11 protein-coding genes are annotated in these 17447 nt (G+C 61.6%); 7 read left to right on the top strand and 4 right to left on the bottom strand.

Annotated elements, in window-relative coordinates:
- Positions 1 to 118 precede the first annotated feature (118 nt).
- Positions 119 to 2269, top strand: a complete 2151-nt coding sequence (locus CFU_RS00955) for a TonB-dependent receptor (protein WP_014004185.1) — start codon at positions 119 to 121, stop codon at positions 2267 to 2269.
- 61 nt (positions 2270 to 2330) lie between these two features.
- On the opposite strand, the gene CFU_RS00960 is transcribed toward CFU_RS00955, so the two are convergent.
- Entirely contained in the window at positions 2331 to 3362 is a 1032-nt protein-coding gene (locus tag CFU_RS00960) for a Glu/Leu/Phe/Val family dehydrogenase (protein ID WP_014004186.1), read from the bottom strand.
- A gap of 331 nt (positions 3363 to 3693) precedes the next feature.
- On the opposite strand from CFU_RS00960, the gene CFU_RS00965 reads away from it, so the two are divergent.
- Both CFU_RS00965 and CFU_RS00970 read left to right on the top strand, forming a co-directional pair.
- A complete protein-coding gene (locus CFU_RS00965; protein WP_014004187.1) occupies positions 3694 to 3936 on the top strand; it encodes a type II toxin-antitoxin system Phd/YefM family antitoxin in 243 nt (80 codons plus the stop codon).
- Positions 3933 to 4352 carry a type II toxin-antitoxin system VapC family toxin gene (locus CFU_RS00970; RefSeq protein ID WP_014004188.1) on the top strand — a complete coding sequence of 140 codons (420 nt, stop codon included), beginning with the start codon at positions 3933 to 3935 and terminating at the stop codon, positions 4350 to 4352. Before CFU_RS00965 ends, CFU_RS00970 begins: the two co-directional genes overlap by 4 nt.
- A 45-nt stretch (positions 4353 to 4397) precedes the next feature.
- On the opposite strand, the gene CFU_RS00975 is transcribed toward CFU_RS00970, so the two are convergent.
- From CFU_RS00975 to CFU_RS00985, 3 genes are all read right to left on the bottom strand, one after another.
- Positions 4398 to 5657, bottom strand: a complete 1260-nt coding sequence (locus CFU_RS00975; RefSeq protein ID WP_041741038.1) for a DEAD/DEAH box helicase — start codon at positions 5655 to 5657, stop codon at positions 4398 to 4400.
- A 122-nt stretch (positions 5658 to 5779) separates the two neighbouring features.
- Positions 5780 to 8263 (bottom strand): DEAD/DEAH box helicase, encoded by a 2484-nt coding sequence (locus CFU_RS00980; protein WP_014004190.1) that lies wholly within the window; start codon positions 8261 to 8263, stop codon positions 5780 to 5782.
- Positions 8260 to 9033, bottom strand: a complete 774-nt coding sequence (locus CFU_RS00985; protein WP_041741039.1) for a hypothetical protein — start codon at positions 9031 to 9033, stop codon at positions 8260 to 8262. The genes CFU_RS00980 and CFU_RS00985 overlap by 4 nt, the downstream gene beginning before the upstream one ends.
- Before the next feature lie 241 nt (positions 9034 to 9274).
- Here CFU_RS00985 and CFU_RS00990 point away from each other — a divergent pair, with 241 nt between their 5' ends.
- The 4 genes from CFU_RS00990 (at position 9275) to CFU_RS01005 (ending at position 17429) form a co-directional block, all read left to right on the top strand.
- Positions 9275 to 11425 carry a S9 family peptidase gene (locus tag CFU_RS00990; protein ID WP_238531377.1) on the top strand — a complete coding sequence of 717 codons (2151 nt, stop codon included), beginning with the start codon at positions 9275 to 9277 and terminating at the stop codon, positions 11423 to 11425.
- A gap of 33 nt (positions 11426 to 11458) precedes the next feature.
- Positions 11459 to 13651 carry a prolyl oligopeptidase family serine peptidase gene (locus CFU_RS00995; protein WP_014004193.1) on the top strand — a complete coding sequence of 731 codons (2193 nt, stop codon included), beginning with the start codon at positions 11459 to 11461 and terminating at the stop codon, positions 13649 to 13651.
- A 106-nt stretch (positions 13652 to 13757) separates the two neighbouring features.
- On the top strand, positions 13758 to 16013 hold the full coding sequence (locus CFU_RS01000; protein WP_041742877.1) for a glycoside hydrolase: 2256 nt from the start codon (positions 13758 to 13760) through the stop codon (positions 16011 to 16013).
- A gap of 144 nt (positions 16014 to 16157) precedes the next feature.
- Entirely contained in the window at positions 16158 to 17429 is a 1272-nt protein-coding gene (locus CFU_RS01005) for an alkaline phosphatase family protein (protein WP_148264725.1), read from the top strand.
- Positions 17430 to 17447 lie beyond the last annotated feature (18 nt).

A 17447-nucleotide genomic window follows, 5' to 3' on the forward strand; every position in this document is an offset into this window, starting at 1 on the left:
ATTTCCTCGCTAAAACCAGGCTTGCTGATGGATAATAATGATTCTCATTAATTACTGCATATAGCCAGCCAGCTTCAACGCAAGCAAGCCAGTGAAGCAGATCCACCACTGGCTCACCATGAAAACCTCCACGCGCTTGCGCGCCATCGCCTCCGCCTGCGCAGTCGTCGCCGGCGTCAAATCCCAGATCGCTCTCGCCCAGCAGCAGCTGCCGGACGTCAATGTCACCGCCGAACGCGCCCACGGCGACGATTACGCGCCGGCCAACACCACTACCGGCCTGAAAATCGATGCGCCGTTGCGCGATGTGCCGCAGACCGTGAACGTGATTCCGCAAGAACTGATCCGCGACCAGGGCGCGCGCAGCCTGCAGGACGTGATGAAGAACATTCCCGGCGTCGGCCTGGCCACCGGCGACGGCCAGCGCGATGCGTTCGTGATCCGCGGGTTTACGGCGCTGTACGATATCTTCCTCGACGGCGTACGCGACGACGCCCAGTATTACCGCGACCTGTACAACATCGACCGCATCGAAGTCATCAAGGGGCCGGCGGCGGTATTGTACGGCCGCGGTTCCTCGGGCGGCTTGATCAACCGCATCACCAAGAAGCCGACGTTTACTCCATCCGGCGAGATCGGCGTCACCATGGGCAGCCACTACCTGCGCCGCACCGATTTCAACATCAACCAGCCGGTCTCCGATACGGTGGCGATCCGCCTCGACGGCGCGCTGGAAGATTCCGGCGGCTACCGCGACCAGGGTTACCTGAAGAACCGCGATCTGTCGCCCAGCCTGCTGTGGAAAGACGGCAACCAGAGCCTGCTGCTGCAGTTCGACTACCAGCACCAGGACCGCAGCATCGACTTTGGCGTGCCTGGCTACCGCGGCGCACCGGCCAGCGTCTCGCCTTCCTTGTACTACGGCGCACGCAATGCCGCCGCCAACGATTACACGGTTTCCGACATGCGCGCTTCGACCGCGCAATACAAGCTGCGCATAGACCAGGACACGGCGCTGACCAACACCTTGCGTTATTACCAGTACACGCTGGACCGCAACCACACCCGCATCATGTCGGTCAACGACCTGCTGGCGACGCCGACCGTGACGCTCGGGCGCGGCAATATCCGGCGCAACGAACACGGCTGGTTCAACCAGACCGAACTGACGCACGACCTGCATTTCGGCGATGTCACGCACAAGGTGCTGGTCGGCCTTGAGGTCGGCGAGCAGAACAAATACCAGCTGATCAATAATTCCACCGCCGCGCCGTATGTGTACACCACCTCGCTGTTTGCGCCGGTCCTGAAAGACCTGCCGTTCACGGTGCAGACCGCGCCGCAAACCCGCGGCGTGGCGACCCAGGACACGGCGGCGGTATACGCGCAGAGCTTGTCCAGCTGGACTTCCAGCATCAAGACCCTGGTCGGCTTGCGCTTTGACCGCTTCGGCCAGAAATACGACGACCAGCTGCCAAGCAACCGCGACCTGCAGCGCACCGACAATGCGGTCTCGCCGCGCTTCGGCGTGGTATGGCAGCCGAACAACTGGCAGAGCTACTACGCCTCGTTCAGCAAGTCGTTCCAGCCCTCCAGCGAAAGCGCGCCGCTGGCGGCCAACAATGCCCAGCTGGCGCCGGAAAAGACGCGCAACCTGGAAATCGGCAGCAAGACCGAGCTATTCGACGGCCGCGCATCGTTCACCGCCGCGCTCTACCAGCTCACGCGCACCGACATCAAGGTCACCGATCCGGTCAATACCAGCAACCTGATCCCGGTCGGCGAGCAGCAGTCGAAAGGCGTCGAGCTGAGTTTTACCGGTGAAGTGACGCCGGGCTGGCAAATCATCGCCGGGTACTCGTACATGAATGCGAAGGTGACCAAGGCGGTCGGCACCGTCAACTCGCCGCTGGCGTCGGCGGCAGCGCAGACCCCGTTGCAAGGCAAGACCCTGGCCCAGGCGCCGCGCCATACCGCCAGCTTGTGGACCTTGAAGTCGCTGGACCAGTGGCTGCCCGGGATTCAGGTGGGCGGCGGCCTGACTTATCGCGGGGCGAATTACGCCAGCATCGACAATGCGGTAAGGATTCCCGGCTTCGTAACCACCGACCTGGCGGCGTATTACCATCCGGCGCAGAAAGGCTGGAACCTGGCGTTGAACCTGAAGAACCTGTTCGACAAGCGTTATTACATTTCGTCGAACAACGATATCGGCATTTTGCCGGGAGCGCCGCGCAGCGTCGAATTGAGCGCGCGTTACGCGTTTTGATGGTGTAGCCAGGCAGCAGGCAAGAAGGGCGGAAGCTTCTGGCGTTCCGCCCTTTTTTGTTTTATTGCTTGAAGCGAGCTTCCGCCAGCTTGTCTGCCACTACGCTGGTAGGCAAGCCTTCCGCATCGGCGCGTCTGAAAATTTCGGCGAGGGTCACGCCGATTTCACGCACGTGCGCTTCGACATCGGCTTCCGGCTTGTCGTAATACTCGTAGCAGACCTTGATGATGCCGCCGGCGTTGATCACGAAATCCGGTACGTACAGCACTTCCTTGCGGCGCAGCAGTTCGCCCACTTCGGCCGTGGCCAGCTGGTTGTTGGCGGCGCCGGCGACGATCTTGGCTTTCAGGCGCGACAGGGTGGCCGGGTTGAGCGTGGCGCCCAGTGCGCACGGCGCGTAGATGTCGGCTTGCACGTCATAGATGGCGTCGATTTCGACCACTTCGGCGCCGAATTCGGCGCGCGCGCGTTCCAGCGCAGCCTGGTCGATATCGGTGACCACCAGCTTGGCGCCGGCGGCGTGCAGGCGGCGTGCATAGTCGTAGCCGACATTGCCCAGTCCTTGCACGGCGACCGTCAGGCCTTCCAGCGAATCGCGTCCCAGATAGTGCTTGACCGCGGCTTGCGCGCCGACGAAACAGCCGAGCGCGGTGAACGGCGACGGATCGCCGCTGGCGCCGAGGCCGGCAACATATTTTGTCTTGGCGGCGATATGCGCCATGTCGGCCGGGCTGGTGCCGACGTCTTCCGCCGTGATGTAGCGGCCGCCCAGGCGCTCCAGGGCTTCGCCCATGGCTTCGAACAGGGCAGGTGTCTTGGCGCTCTTCGGATTGCCGATGATCACGCTCTTGCCGCCGCCGATAGGCAGGCCGGCGACTGCATTCTTGTAGGTCATGCCGCGCGACAGGCGCAGCACATCGTTGACGGCGACCGCTTCGCTGGCGTAATCCCACATGCGGCAACCGCCCATGGCCGGGCCGAGGTTGGTGTTGTGGACAGCGATGATGCCTCTGAGGCCGGATTTTTCTTCTGCGACGAAGACCACTTGCTCGTGGTTGTCGAAATTCAATTCATTAAAAATGAAGGTGCTCATGCTTTTGGCTCCGTGCGGATAGCATTCACTCGTCCGGGTAGGGCGGGTGATGGTTTTCCGGTGTTCTAGGGTTAAGGACAGTAATGCGCGTGTTTGCGGCGGGTTGGTGCCGGAAACGGGTATGGCCGTGATTGTGTCACGCAGGCGAGAGTGTAATTTATCGCTATGTGAAACTCAATTGGGTTCGCATTTCCATCTAAGATAAGGTCTAAATAATTATTAAAATATTAATTTAATCTGATCATAATGGCAATATGGATGGCAAGGAAATGCGGATTTTCGCGATTTGTAATAAACTAGGTCAATGAACTAGTTTAATTGGGAGATTGCCATGTTCCAGGAAATCGGCGCTTTCGACGCCAAGGCCAAGTTATCCGAATTGCTGCGCGGAGTGGGGCACGGGCAGCGCTACACCATTACCGTCAGGGGTAAGCCGGTTGCCGATCTCGTCCCAAGTGAAACTTCTGCGCAGAATGACGCCAAAGCCGCTGTTGCTTCCATGCAGGCATTCAAGAAAGTCCTGGGGCTGGGCGCCGAAGATATCAGCGAAATGATTTCTGAAGGCCGTCGATGATCCTGGTGCTCGATGCGTCGACCGCGCTGGCATGGATCTATGCGCGCGAAAAGCCGGATGAAGCGGCTTGTGCGGAACGGGTATTGCAAGCTACGGCAGAGATGGAAGTCGTGGTGCCTTCACTTTGGCATACCGAAATTGCAAACGCACTGCTGGTTGGCGAACGACGCAAGATCATTACGGAAGCCCAGGCGTTTGACTACCTGGCACGACTGGCCAAGTTGCCAATCGCAACTGACAATGTCATGCCCGCTACCCGCCAGGATCAGGTAATGGCGATTGCGCGGGCATATGGCCTGAGCGCATATGACGCCACTTACCTGGATCTGGCGCTGCGAACGGGAGCTGTGCTGGCAACGTTTGACGGAAAGCTGGCGGCAGCAATGCAAGGAGCTGGCGGCGCCTTGTTTAAATGACCGCCATTCAGGAAATTCTCATCCGCGGATAAAAGGTCGTCTTTCCTAATCGGTCTTGCCAAGTGCGGCTGCCTCGCGCAGCTTGTCCTTTTTGCTCTTGCGCTTGCCTTTAATACCGCCGTCGCTCGACGATTCCGCGTTCAGGTCGTTGGCCGGCGCTGCGCTGACGACCGGCTCAAAACCGGCAATCTGCTCTCGCTCGCATTTCAGCTGATGACGTTTTTCGATCAGGCGGAAATGCGCCTCCGTCTCGGCGCTGACAAAACTGATGGCGATGCCGCTCTTGCCGGCGCGGCCGGTGCGGCCGATGCGGTGCGTGTAGTCCACCGCGGAGCGCGGCAAATCGTAGTTCAGGACCACCGGCAGCTGCGCAATGTCGATCCCGCGCGCAGCGACATCGGTGGCGACCAGCACCTGCAGCTTGCTGGCCTTGAAATCGGCCAGCACTTCATCGCGCGCCCCTTGGCTGAATTCGCCGTGGAAGGCAGCCGCCTTGATCCCCGCGCGATGCAGCTTGTCCGCAATATGTTCCGCGGCATATTTGGTGGCGACAAAAACCAGCACCCGGCCCCAGTTGTTTTGTTTCAGCAGGTGCCGCAGCAATTGCGTGCGGCGGCCGGCGTCGACCGCGATTGCGCGCTGTTCGATGTCGGGCTGGTTCTGCGCCAGCGCCGGAACAGCGATGCGGGCCGGTTCATGCAGCATCCTGGCGGCGAGTGCGTGCACCGCGCTCGGAAACGTCGCCGAGAAAAACAGGTTCTGGCGCTGCTTGGGCAACAGCGCCAGGATGCGGCCGATCTCGTCCGAGAACCCCATATCGAGCAAGCGGTCGGCTTCATCCAGCACCAGCGACGATACCGCCGCAATGCTGACAGCGTTGTGCTCGATCAGGTCGAGCAGGCGGCCGGGCGTCGCCACCACGATATCGGCGCCGCCGCGCAGGTCCATCATTTGCGGGTTGATCGAGACGCCGCCGAACAGGGCGGCGATCTTCAGCGATTGCGGAGCGGCTTGCGCCAGGAGGCGGATAGCTTCGGCAGTCTGCTGCGCCAGTTCGCGGGTGGGAACCAGGACCAGCACGCGCAGCCGGCGCGGTTTTTCGCCGGGGCTGTCTTGCAACAACTGCAGCAGCGGCAACGCGAACGCCGCGGTTTTGCCGGAGCCGGTCTGCGCCGCCGCCAGCACATCGCCGCCACGCAGGATTGCCGGAATCGCTGCGATCTGGACCGGGGTTGGCGTGACGTAGCCGCGTTCGGCAACGGCTTGCAGGATGGCGGGGGACAGGCCCAGGGAGGAAAATGACATGACGACGGGCCTTGACAGCTTGTAGTGCTGCCATCTTACCATTTGCGCCCGATAGCAATCCCAGGCAGTTAATTAGGGTCAGAGTCGAATTATTTTAATTCGACTCTGACCCTAATTAATGCTTAGGCCAGCGGCGCCAGCAGCAGCTGCAGATCTTCGCTGCTGAACTTGGTCGCCAAAGCTGCGTCGCTGCCTAGCACGCCTTCGGCCAGCGCTGCCTTGCGCGCTTGCAGTTCGATGATGCGTTCTTCTATGCTGCCTTCAACCACTATTTTATAGACGAACACGGTCTGGTCCTGGCCGATGCGGTGGGCGCGCGCTGTGGCTTGTTCTTGTACTGCCGGGTTCCACCACGGGTCGATGTGGATCACGGTGTCGGCGGCGGTCAGGTTGAGGCCGACGCCGCCGGCCTTGAGGCTGATCAGCAGCAGGGGCACTGTCTTGCTTTGGAACTGCGCCACCAGCGCGCCGCGTTTTGCCGGCGGGGTCTTGCCGGTCAGCGCCAGCCACGGCAGTTGCATGGCGTCGAGTTCGGCTGCGATCAGGTCCAGCATTTCAGTGAACTGGGAAAACACCAAGATGCGCCGGCCTTCGTCTACCAGCGCCGGCAGCATGTCGCGCAGCAGCTCCAGCTTGGCGCGTTCGATGGCGGCTGGATGTTCCATGCCTTTCAGCAGGAACGGATCGCAGCATACTTGCCGCAGCTTGAGCAAGGCATCCAGGATCGTGATCTGGCCGCCGCTGAAGCCTTTGCGCTTGAGCACGCGGCGCACCTGTTCATCCGCGGCCAGCCTGACGCTTTCGTACAGGTCGCGCTGCTGTCCTTGCAACTGCACCAGCTTGACGGTCTCGGTGCGCGGCGGCAGTTCGCTTGCCACCTCGTCCTTGCGCCGCCTCAGGATGAACGGCCTGACCCGCTGCGCCAGCAACTGTGCACGCAAGGTCTGGCCGCCGATTTCGATCGGCTTGCGCCACAAGCGCGTGAAGCTACGCATGTCGCCGAGGAAACCCGGCATCAGGAAATCGAATTGCGTCCATAGTTCGCCCAGGTGGTTTTCCAGCGGCGTGCCGGTGATGCACAGCCGGTGCCGCGCTCGCAGGCGCCGCACGGCGCCGGCGCTGCGGGCGGTGGCGTTCTTCACGGTCTGCGCTTCGTCCAGGATCAGCATGTGGAAGGGCTGGGCTTCCAGCGCCGCGCGGTCGCGCCACAGCAGCGGGTAGGTGGTGAGCAGCAGGTCGTATTCGGCCATGTGCGGGAAATCGCGATGGCGCTCCGGTCCCTGCAAGGCAAGCACGCGCAGGCCGGGCGCCATGCGCCTGGCTTCGGCCTGCCAGTTGAATATCAGCGAAGTCGGCAGCACTACCAGCGCCGGCAGGTCGAGGCGGCCGGCCTGTTTTTCTATCAGCAGGTGGGCCAGCGCCTGCGCGGTTTTCCCCAGGCCCATGTCGTCCGCCAGGATGCCGGCCAGGCGATGCTCGCGCAAGTATTGCAGCCAGGCGACGCCGTGCAATTGATAGGGGCGCAGGGTAACGCCGAGGTCGGCCGGCGCGCTCACGGCTTGCGGCGCACCGGCGCCTTGCAGCCGTTGCGCCAGCGCGCGCAGGCCGGCGTCGCCCTGCAACTGCCAGGCGCCGTGGGCGCCGGCGCGTTCGCGCTGCGTATCGAGCAAGCTCAGGCGCATCGTTTCAAGGCGATAGGCATCCCAGGAGGAAAGCAACAGCGGCCCTTCCTTGCGCAAGGGATCGGTCAGCAGTTCCAGCATGCTGCCGACGATGGCCTTGAGCGGCGCCGCCAGGGCTTCGATCCGTTTGCCGCCGGGCGCCCGCAGCATGATCAAGGCATGGTCGTCGATCAGGGCGATCTGCCTGGCGTCGAGCCAGCGGCCGTCGCGTTGCAGCAGGTGCGCCAGCAGCGGCACCAGGTCCACCAATTCGCCATCGATTTCGATACCCAGGGTCAGCAGCCAGGAGCCTTCGCCGGCGGGCAGCCCCAGAGCTGTCACGGCTTGTTCTCGGCCGCGCATGCGGGCCGCGACTTCCTTGCCCAGCAGTGCGCCGGTTGCAGGGTTGACGATCAGGCGCCAGGCGTCCACCGGCACGCTCTCGTGGGCAAAACCGGGACGTACCACGATCGCCCAGCCCTTGGCCTGCAGGCCGGGCAATTGCTCGGCCCAGAAATCGCCGAAGAAATCTTCCTGCACCAGGGTCCAGAGCGAATCCAGTGTTTGCGCCGCATCCTGTGCGGCAATGTCGGTGCGCCATTGCAGGGTGTCGGCCGGCAGCGGATACAGGCCCAGGTCCCACACCAGGTCCAGCGCATCGGCCTCGGCTCCCAGGTCGCGTAGCAACAGGCGCCGGCCTTGTTCATCTTCCACCGTTTGCGACGATGGCGGACGGCGGTTCAGCAAGGCAGTAGGGGCGGCGGTTTCCCACTGCAAGCCGTCATCGGTGACATAAGTCCAGCTGATCTGGACCACCGTCACGTTCGGCCCGCGCGGCCCGAACGGTCCGGAAGGCCGCATGCCCAGCAAGCCGTCGCCGCGGCCCAGAGTTTGTAATGTCAGGCGCGGCCGGAAACGGCCGACGGCGCTTGCGGCAGAATTCATCTCGCGGCGAAGCGGACGGTCAGTTGGCCCAGGTCGCCATAGCGGATGGCGATTTCCTGCGCTACCGGCAGGCCGAAGCTGCCGGCATAAGAACCGGTGATGACGGCCTGGCCGGCTTGCAAGCTCTGTCCGGCGGCACGCAGGAATTCAACCAGCCAATATAGCGGAGCGCGCGGATTGACGGCGGGATGGCGGCCGTGCAGCTGTTTTGTATTGCTTGTGTCGCCGCTGTCGACCTCTATCGCCAGCTCGGCGGCATTGCGTGCGCGTCCTGCATCTACCTGCGGTCCCAGGTACAGCCCCTGGTTGAGCAATCCGTCCGCCAGGTTTTCAAGAAAATCCGCTTCGTCCGGATCGCTGTAACGGCTGTCTATCAGTTCCAGCGCAAGGTGGGTGCGGGCGATGGCGGCATCGACCTCTGCATCGGAATAGGGGGAAGGGCGCGGCGGCAAATCATGGCCGAGAATGAAAGCCAGCTCCGGTTCGATCCGCACCTGGCCGTTGCGCACCCAGGCCGTGCATACGCCGCCGCTGAAGACCGTGCCGCCATAGATGGGCGCCGCTACCGGCTGGCCTGCGGCCGGCATGCCGCATTTCCAGGCAGTTATCGTGTCGCCGATCTGGGCGCTGACGAGCGCCTGTATCGCCAACGCTGCCGCGGCATCCGGCGGCCGCAAGGCCAGTGGCAGGCGCGCTCCCTGGGCGCCGGTTTTGCGGCGCGTCGCCAGGATGGTAGCGGCGTCGGACAAGGCTTGCTGGGTCTGGGACATGGCGGCTTTCGGATTGGAGGATGCGGCCGGCCGTGGCGGGCGCAACCGTTTGTCCGATATTTTAGCCGCGAATTAAGCTGCGAACCGCAATCGCCGAGAGCCGGCATATTGTGTTTCCGCCGAATTACGGGTAACTTAGCGGATTGCAACAGAGTTGCATGTTAAAGATTGCCCATACCTAGGCGGCCCCACCCGGGCATATCCAGGCGCATTGTCTATCCATACAAGGGATCTGTACTATATGTCTTTTCTTCCGCAACGCACCCATACCCTGGGCGCATTCTTCCTGGCTCTGATGACCTCCACTTCCACTCTCGCCGCATCACCCCCAACGCCGCCGGCCGCCGCCAAGCAGGCCTGGCAGGAAACCCGCCACGGAGAAATCGTCAGCGACGACTACCACTGGCTGCGCGAAAAGACCAATCCCAAGGTGATTGCCTACCTGAAGGCAGAGAATGCCTACACCCAGGCCATGACCAAGGACCTGGCGCCGCTGTCGAAGAAACTGTACGGCGAAATGAAGGGCCGCATGAAGGAAACCGACCTGTCGGTGCCGACCCGGCGTGGCAACTACTACTATTACAGCCGCACCGAAGCTGGCCAGCAGTACCCTATCATTTGCCGCCGCCTGGCCAAGGCCGATGCGGATTTTACCTATGACGCCAGCGCCAGGGAAGAAATCCTGCTCGATGAAAACCAGCTCGCCAAGGGCAAGGAATTTTTCCACGTCGAGAGTTTTTCGGTCAGCCCCGACGACCGTTACCTGGCGTATTCCACCGACACCACCGGCTACCGCCAGTACCAGTTGCATGTCAAGGATCTGGGCACAGGAAAGTTGCTGGACGATAGCGTGGAACGCGTGACCACACTGGCCTGGGCCGCCGATAGCCAGACCCTGTTCCTGGTGCAGGAGGACGCCACCACCAAACGTTCCGACCTGCTGCTGCGCCTCAAGCTGGGCGACCAGCCGGTCGAGGTGTACCGCGAAGCGGTCGAACAGTTCAACCTCGGCGTCGGCAACAGCGGCGACCGCAAATTCATCGAACTGGAAGCGCAAAGCACCGACACCACCGAAGTCAGCCTGCTGCCGGCGGACCAGCCGCAAGGCAGCTTCCGCTCGGTGCTGGGACGTGAAACCGGCCATCGCTACCACGTCGATCACCGCGACGGCGAGCTGTTCATCATGACCAACAAAGACGCCAAGAATTTCCGCCTGGTGACGGCGCCGCTGGCGACGCCCGGCCCGGAGCACTGGAAAGAACTGATAGCGCACGATCCCAAGGTCTTGCTGGAATCGTTCGAACTGTTCCGCGATTTCCTGGTGGTCAGCGAAAAATCGGATGCGCAAGAACGTTCCCGCATCTACAATTTTGCCGACCGCAGCTGGAAGACCGTGCAGTTCGACGAAGCGGTGTACACCTCGCATGCCGGCGGCACGCCGGAATTCACTTCGCGCCAATACCGCCTGATGTACGAGTCGCCGGTGACGCCGCCTACGGTGTTCGACGTCGACATGGCCAGCGGCGAGCGCAAGCTGCTGAAGCAACAGGAAGTGCCCGGCTACGATCCGCTCCTGTATGAAACCAGGCGCCTGTGGGCCACTGCGCGTGACGGCGTCAAGGTGCCGCTCTGGACCGTCGCCAAAAAAGGCATCAAGCTCGACGGTTCGGCGCCGCTGCTGCTGTACGCCTACGGCTCCTACGGCATCCCGGCCGAAGCGACGTTCTCCAACAGCCGCGTCAGCCTGCTGGATCGCGGCGTGGTGTTTGCCGAAGCGCATATCCGCGGCGGCAACGACATGGGCGAGCACTGGCACGACGACGGCATGCTGATGCACAAGAAGAACACCTTCTACGATTTCATTGACAGCGCCGAATACCTGGTCAAGCAAGGCTGGACCAGCCCGCAGCACCTGATCATCGAAGGCGGCAGCGCCGGCGGCCTGCTGATGGGCGCGGTCACCAACATGCGGCCCGACCTGTTCCATGCGGTGCATGCAGCGGTGCCGTTCGTCGACGTGATGAACACCATGATGGACGCCAGCCTGCCGCTCACCACCGGCGAATACCTGGAATGGGGCAATCCCAACGACAAGCCTGCCTACGACTATATGCGCAGCTACTCACCCTACGACAACATCGAGCGCAAGGCCTATCCGTCCCTGCTGGTCACCACCGGCCTCAACGACAGCCAGGTGATGTACTGGGAGCCGGCGAAATATGTCGCCAAGCTGCGCGCCATGAAAACCGACCGCAATCCCCTGCTGCTCAAGGTGAACATGGGCGCCGGCCACGGCGGCGCTTCCGGCCGCTATGACGCGATCAAGGAACGCTCGTTTGAAATGGCGTGGATGCTGTCGCAGTGGGGTTTGCTGCCGGCCGGAAAACGCTGATCAATCAATACATTCAACTTACCTAGGATTGCCATGCAATTTTTGAACACACCATCGCGACTGTTTGCAGTCACGGCAGTTGCCGCAGTTGCTACCTTTGTCGCAGCCCTGCCCGCCCAGGCAGTCAGCGTCGCCCCGGTGCAGGACGTCAGCGACGTCTTGCACGGCGTCACGGTGAAAGATCCGTACCGCTATTTCGAAAATGTGAAAGATCCCAAGGTGCAGTCCTGGCTCAAGGAGCAGGGCGAGTCGGCGCGCAAGGAACTGGACCGGATAGAACTGCGCGGCCAGCTGGAACAGCGCATCGCCGAGATTTCCGCCGCCACCGGCGACGACATCCGCGACGTAACGCGGATGCCTGGCAACCAGGTGTATTACCTCAAGCGCGCCCGCGGCGAGAAGCAGTTCAAGCTGGTGATGCGCGACAGCCTGCAGGGTCCCGAACGGGTGCTGGTCGATCCGGAACTGGACGCCAAGCGCATCGGCGTGCCGCACGCCATCAATTATTTCGTCCCGGCCTGGGATGGCAAACACGTAGCCTACGGCGTTTCCGCCGGCGGTTCGGAAGATGCCTCGCTCTATATCCTCGATACGGCAAGCGGGAAAAATGTCGGCGAGCCGATTCCGCGCGTGCACGAAGCCCTGCTCGGCTGGCTGCCGGACAGCAAATCGCTTACCTACAACCAGCTGAAGGTGCTCAAGCCGGGCGATCCGGATTCCGAGACCTATCTCGACAGCAAGGTGATGTGGATCAAGGTCGGTGCGCCGGCTGCTGAAGCCAAGGCGGTGTTCGGTCCCACCGTGACTACCGAGCTGGGACTGGCGCGGCTCGATGTCGGCACCATCATCTTCAATCCGGGCAGCCGCTGGATGATCGCACGCACCACCGACACTACCTTGCCGGAAGGTTTCCTGTTCGTGGCCGATGTCGCGGACCTGGACAAGCCGGCCGTGGCCTGGAAGAAAATCTCCAGCTTCGACGACAAGATCACCGACGCCGAATTGAAAGGCAACGACCTGTATCTGCTGACGCATGACCATGCGCCGCGCAACCGCGTGCTGAAACTCGACTTGCGCCATCCCGACCTGAAGCTGGCGCGCGAAGTGGCCGCCGCGCCGAAAGACGCGGTGCTGGAGAAATTCTCGCTGACCTCCGATGCGCTGATCGGCGAAGTGCGCGAGGGCACTTCGATCGTGCTGCGGCGCTACGCTGCCGGCGACGTCAAAGGCCAGAACATCCCGCTGCCGTTCAAAGGCGCCGCCACTGTCCATAACGACCCGGCCCATGCCTACAGCGATGTGCTGTACACCCTGAACGGCTGGACCGAACTGCCGCGCACCCTGCTGCTCAAGGGCAAGGTATCCAGCGATCCGGGCCTGCGGGTGAATCCGCCCATGCCTAGCCTGCCTGAAGTAGAGGTGGTCGACGTCAAGGTGCCGAGCTACGACGGCGCGCTGGTGCCGATGACCCTGCTGTACAAGAAAGGCTTGAAACGCGACGGCAGCAACCCGACCCTGCTCGACGGTTACGCGGCTTACGGATTTTCCCAGACCGCCGGTTTCTCGCCTGCGCGGATGGCCTGGCTCGAGCGTGGCGGCGTGCTGGCCTATGCCAACGTGCGCGGCAGCGGCGTTTACGGCGACGACTGGTACCGGGCCGGCTTCAAGGCCACCAAGTCGAATACCTGGAAGGATGGCGTCGCTTGCGCCAAGTACCTGATCGCCGAAGGTTACGCCACGCCGAAGACGTTGGGTGTGATGGGCACCAGCGCTGGCGGCATCTTTGTCGGCCGCACCGTGACCACCGCGCCTGAGCTGTTTGCGGCTGCCATTTTTAATGTTGGCATCATGGACGCCGTGCGCGCCGAAGACAGCGCCAACGGCATCACCAACATTTCCGAATTCGGCAGCGCCAGGAATCCGAAGGAATTCCCGGCCTTGCTGGAGATGAGCACCTACCATAACATCAAGGACAATACCGCCTATCCTGCCGTCATGCTGGTGCACGGCATGAACGATCCGCGCGTCGACGTCTGGCACAGCGCCAAGACCGCGGCGCGCCTGCAGGCAGCCACCAGCAGCGGCAAGCCGATCCTGCTGCGGCTCGACATGCAGGCCGGCCACGGCGTAGGCAGCACGGCGACCCAGCGTTATGCGTTGTCAGCCGATATCTACAGTTTCCTGCTGTGGCAGATGGGGAAAATAAAGCAAGCGGACAAGGGCTAACTAAGTTTTGTCTTAAAAACAGGTATTGCCAACATTCTTTCGGCAATCGAGACAGGCAAGCAAGGAATAATAGGGGCCGACCTTGTTTCGCCTGATCTTGAGCGCCATGAAAAAATTCCTGCTTTTTTCTCTGTCCGGCACGCTATTGCTGCTTGCCGTTTTTTCCAGCCAGGCGCAGGCTGCAATCGTGCTGGAGAACCCGCTCTGGCACATCGTGCTGGATCCGGGCACGCTGGCGATTCGCGTAACGCCTGCCGGCGCCGCCGCGGTCCAGGTTTCCGACGGCGTCGGCAGCCATCGGGTCGCGGCCCTGCAAAGCACAGCCGACCAGGCCGGCTGGCAATGGGACGACGGCGCCTACCGCATCGAGGCAAAACTCAGCGAGCGCGACCTGATGCTGACCGTGCGCGCCAATGCGGCGGGCGCACTGACCTTGATCAGGCAACCGGGAAGCGCAATAGGGCGTGGCCTGATCCTGCCGCTGGCGGAGGGCCACTATGTGGCGCGCGACAACAAGGTGTGGAATGACTTCATCCTGCAAAAGATGGGGCGCCTGAATACCACGCAAGATCTCAGCCTGCCGTTGTGGGGCATGGATCACGGCAAGTTTTCCCTGCATTGGCTGCTGACCAATCCATACAATAACCAGCTTGATTTCAGCGCTGACGGCTCCGGCCTGGCGCTACAGGCCAGCCACACTTTCACGCAACTGGCGCCGGACACGCCGATGACGCTGACCTTGCACCTGGGAGACGGCGATCTGCTCGCCGGCGCCAAGCACTATCGCGCATGGCTGCTGGCCGAAGGCCGCTTTGAATCCCTGGCGGAAAAAACGGCAAAAAGTCCGGGCGCCGCCAAGCTGATCGGCGCATCGCATGCATATCTGTGGGGCAGCGGACTGATCGCCGCCAAAGATGTCAGGAGCTGGCCGGCTTTCCTGAGGATTTTGCGCAGCAAGAATCCGCTGGCAATCGACCTGCGCCGGCATTTCGCGCCGGAAAGCAGGAAAGCATTGGCGGAAGCCGGGACCAACCCTGCCAGGTATCAGGAAAAAATACTCGTCGGCGCCTTCAACGCCGGTCTCAACAGCTTGGCTCGCGAAGCCTGGCAGACCGACGCCCCCGACGTCAATCGACTGGCCAGCCGCTATGGAGAACTGAGATCGGAGGTGGCGCGGGCATTTGGCGCGGCCCTGAATGCCGATGCCAAGGATTGGGGCGGCGGCGTTTCCGGCGCTACCATGGAGCAGCTGCGCAAGGCGGGATTGGCGCGCCTTTGGCTGGGCCTGGGCGAAGGTTGGGAAGGCGGCTTGTGGCATCCCGAGGCAATTGCCGCCGGCGTCAAGGCAGGTTATCTGCTGGCTCCCTACGATTCCTATGAAACGGCGCTGCCGCGCGGCCACAATCCGGATTGGGCCACCGCGCACTTCGGCGAAAAGACCTATCGCGATTGCGCCATCGTGCTCGATGACGGTCGCTTCAAGACCGGCTTTAACGGCTTCGGCCACTACACTAATCCGTTTTGCATGCGGCCGTTGATGGAAGCGAGGGTGAGGGCCGTCCAAGAAAAAGCCGGATTCAATAGCTGGTTTCTGGACGTTACCGCGGCCGGAATGCTGTTCGATGACTATCGCCGGAGGGCCGCCATGACCATGGCGCAAAATGCCTACGCCAATGCGGCCAGCACGCGCTGGATTTCCGAAGACAGGCAACTTCCGGCCGGTTCGGAAGACGGCAATGCCGTGACGGCGCAAGGCATATTCTTTGCCCACGGCATGCAGACGCCGGTGATCGGCTGGGGCGACAAGGAGATGCAGAAGGACAAGAAATCTCCCTACTACCTCGGCAATTACTATCCGCCGGAAGAGCCCAGCAACATGTTCAAGGCAGTGCCGCTGAAAGCCTTGTATCGCAGCATCCATTTCGATCCGGCCGCGCGCTTGCCCCTGTACCAGGCGGTGTTTCACGATTCTGTCATCACTACGCATCATTGGCTGTTCGATAATCTGAAGCTGACCAATGTGCGAAGGGAAAACGAATTGGCGCAGCTGCTCTATAACGTGCCGCCGCTGTTCCACTTGAGTGAAGGCACCTTGGCGTCGCGCCTGCCGCTGATGCAGCGCCAGGACGCGTTCTTTCGTCCTCTGCATGAAAAGCTGGCAAACCAGGCTCTGACCGGATTCCGCTGGCTTTCAGCCGATCGTCTGTTGCAGCAGACCGGTTTCGCCGACGGCACAATGCAAGTGGCGAATTTTTCCGCCGAGGAACGCAGTTTCAATGGCCGGCGTTTTCCTCCATATAGCGTGACCGCATTGACTGCCGACGGCAAAACCACGGTGTTTGTCAGCGAGGACGGGCGATAGCTAAACGCTTGAAAGAAAATAGCATTTTGTCATGTTTGCGTCACGCGCAAGTCATGCCGGTGAAATATTCAGCCGCAACAATGTAGGCTTTTTAACAATATCAATGCATTGATAATTCCACTGCATTTCCATATTGGGGGAAACATGCTTACAGTAAATGGTCGAGGAAAACGCTTGGCCGTGGCGACGCTGACCACGGTATTTTTGTACGGTTGCGGCGGCGGGGAAATTAATGTCGATCCGCCAGCGCCGGTTGTCGATTACAGCAAGCACAAGGCGCTGGTGATCGGCGTCGACGGCATGCAGTACGAAAAACTGCAGGAAGCGATTGCGGCCGGGCAGGCGCCGAATCTGGCCAGGTTCCATCTCGCCAAAACCTATGGCGGCGGCATCGTAGGCAGCGTCACGGAACAAGTCACCTCCAGCGGCGCAAGCTGGACCACCATCCTGACCGGCGTGTGGGCGAATCGGCACAAGGTCACTTCCAACGACGACCGGTTCCGCAACCAGGCCGACAGCGTATTCAAGCTGATCAAGGATGCCGATGCGCGACGCCGCACCGCCAGCATCGTCAGCTGGAACACCATCAACAATAATTTTGCCCGCGATATCGACTTGCGGCACATCACCCACGCTGAAAAATGCAGCGAAGACGATCAATGTGTGGCCGACAAGGTCAGCGGCCTGCTGGTTTTCGGCGATGTCGATTTTGTGTTTGCGCACTTCGACGATGTCGACAATGTCGGCCACTCCGTCGGTTTTGTACCGGCCTACCAGGCGGCGATCCAGAGCACCGATGCCCGGATCGGGCAAGTGCTGGCTGCGCTGCAACGGCGCCAGCAAAATCATCCCGATGAAGACTGGCTCATCATAGTAACGCCGGACCATGGCCGCAGCCTGCCGGGCGGCTTCGGGCACGGCAGCCAGACCCTGAGCGAAAAAACCACCTTCATCGCCACCAACAAAGAAGCCAACGCGCAGTTCAATTCGCCGTTCAAGGATCCGGCGGACATGGCTTTCAACGGCCTGTACGGCAATGCCACGCAAGCCGATATCGTGCCGACTGTATTGACGCATCTAGGCGTCAAGCCGGATGTTCCCAATTACCGCATCGACGGTGTCCCGCTGCTGGGCCAGCCGAGCGTGCGGCAGCTGACAGCCAGGGCCGACGACGAGGCGCGCAGCGTCACCCTGCAATGGCGCAATTCAGGCCAGCCGTCCGGCAAGCCGTTGACGATTTATCGCGACGGCAAGCAGATCGCACAGCTGGACGACGCGGCGACTACCTATATCGACCAAGGCCTGGGGGTGCCGGACGGTGTCGCCGAGCTCAACTACAGCGTGGTGCTTGACCAGATACCAGTAGCTTACCTGGCGCGCATCAATGCAGGCAAACCGGCGCAGGTTAATCCTTAAAGCGAATCAATCCGTAAA

Source organism: Collimonas fungivorans Ter331 (genome assembly GCF_000221045.1).
In the GTDB taxonomy this organism is placed as follows: Bacteria; Pseudomonadota; Gammaproteobacteria; order Burkholderiales; family Burkholderiaceae_D; genus Collimonas; species Collimonas fungivorans_A.

Coding starts and splice junctions, on each gene's coding strand:
- CFU_RS00955 (WP_014004185.1), top strand. CDS start 119: ATGAAAACCTCCACGCGCTTGCGCGCCATCGCCTCCGCCTGCGCAGTC.
- CFU_RS00995 (WP_014004193.1), top strand. CDS start 11,459: ATGCAATTTTTGAACACACCATCGCGACTGTTTGCAGTCACGGCAGTT.
- CFU_RS00965 (WP_014004187.1), top strand. CDS start 3,694: ATGTTCCAGGAAATCGGCGCTTTCGACGCCAAGGCCAAGTTATCCGAA.
- CFU_RS00970 (WP_014004188.1), top strand. CDS start 3,933: ATGATCCTGGTGCTCGATGCGTCGACCGCGCTGGCATGGATCTATGCG.
- CFU_RS00975 (WP_041741038.1), bottom strand. CDS start 5,657: ATGTCATTTTCCTCCCTGGGCCTGTCCCCCGCCATCCTGCAAGCCGTT.
- CFU_RS00960 (WP_014004186.1), bottom strand. CDS start 3,362: ATGAGCACCTTCATTTTTAATGAATTGAATTTCGACAACCACGAGCAA.
- CFU_RS01000 (WP_041742877.1), top strand. CDS start 13,758: ATGAAAAAATTCCTGCTTTTTTCTCTGTCCGGCACGCTATTGCTGCTT.
- CFU_RS01005 (WP_148264725.1), top strand. CDS start 16,158: ATGCTTACAGTAAATGGTCGAGGAAAACGCTTGGCCGTGGCGACGCTG.
- CFU_RS00980 (WP_014004190.1), bottom strand. CDS start 8,263: ATGAATTCTGCCGCAAGCGCCGTCGGCCGTTTCCGGCCGCGCCTGACA.
- CFU_RS00990 (WP_238531377.1), top strand. CDS start 9,275: ATGTCTTTTCTTCCGCAACGCACCCATACCCTGGGCGCATTCTTCCTG.
- CFU_RS00985 (WP_041741039.1), bottom strand. CDS start 9,033: ATGTCCCAGACCCAGCAAGCCTTGTCCGACGCCGCTACCATCCTGGCG.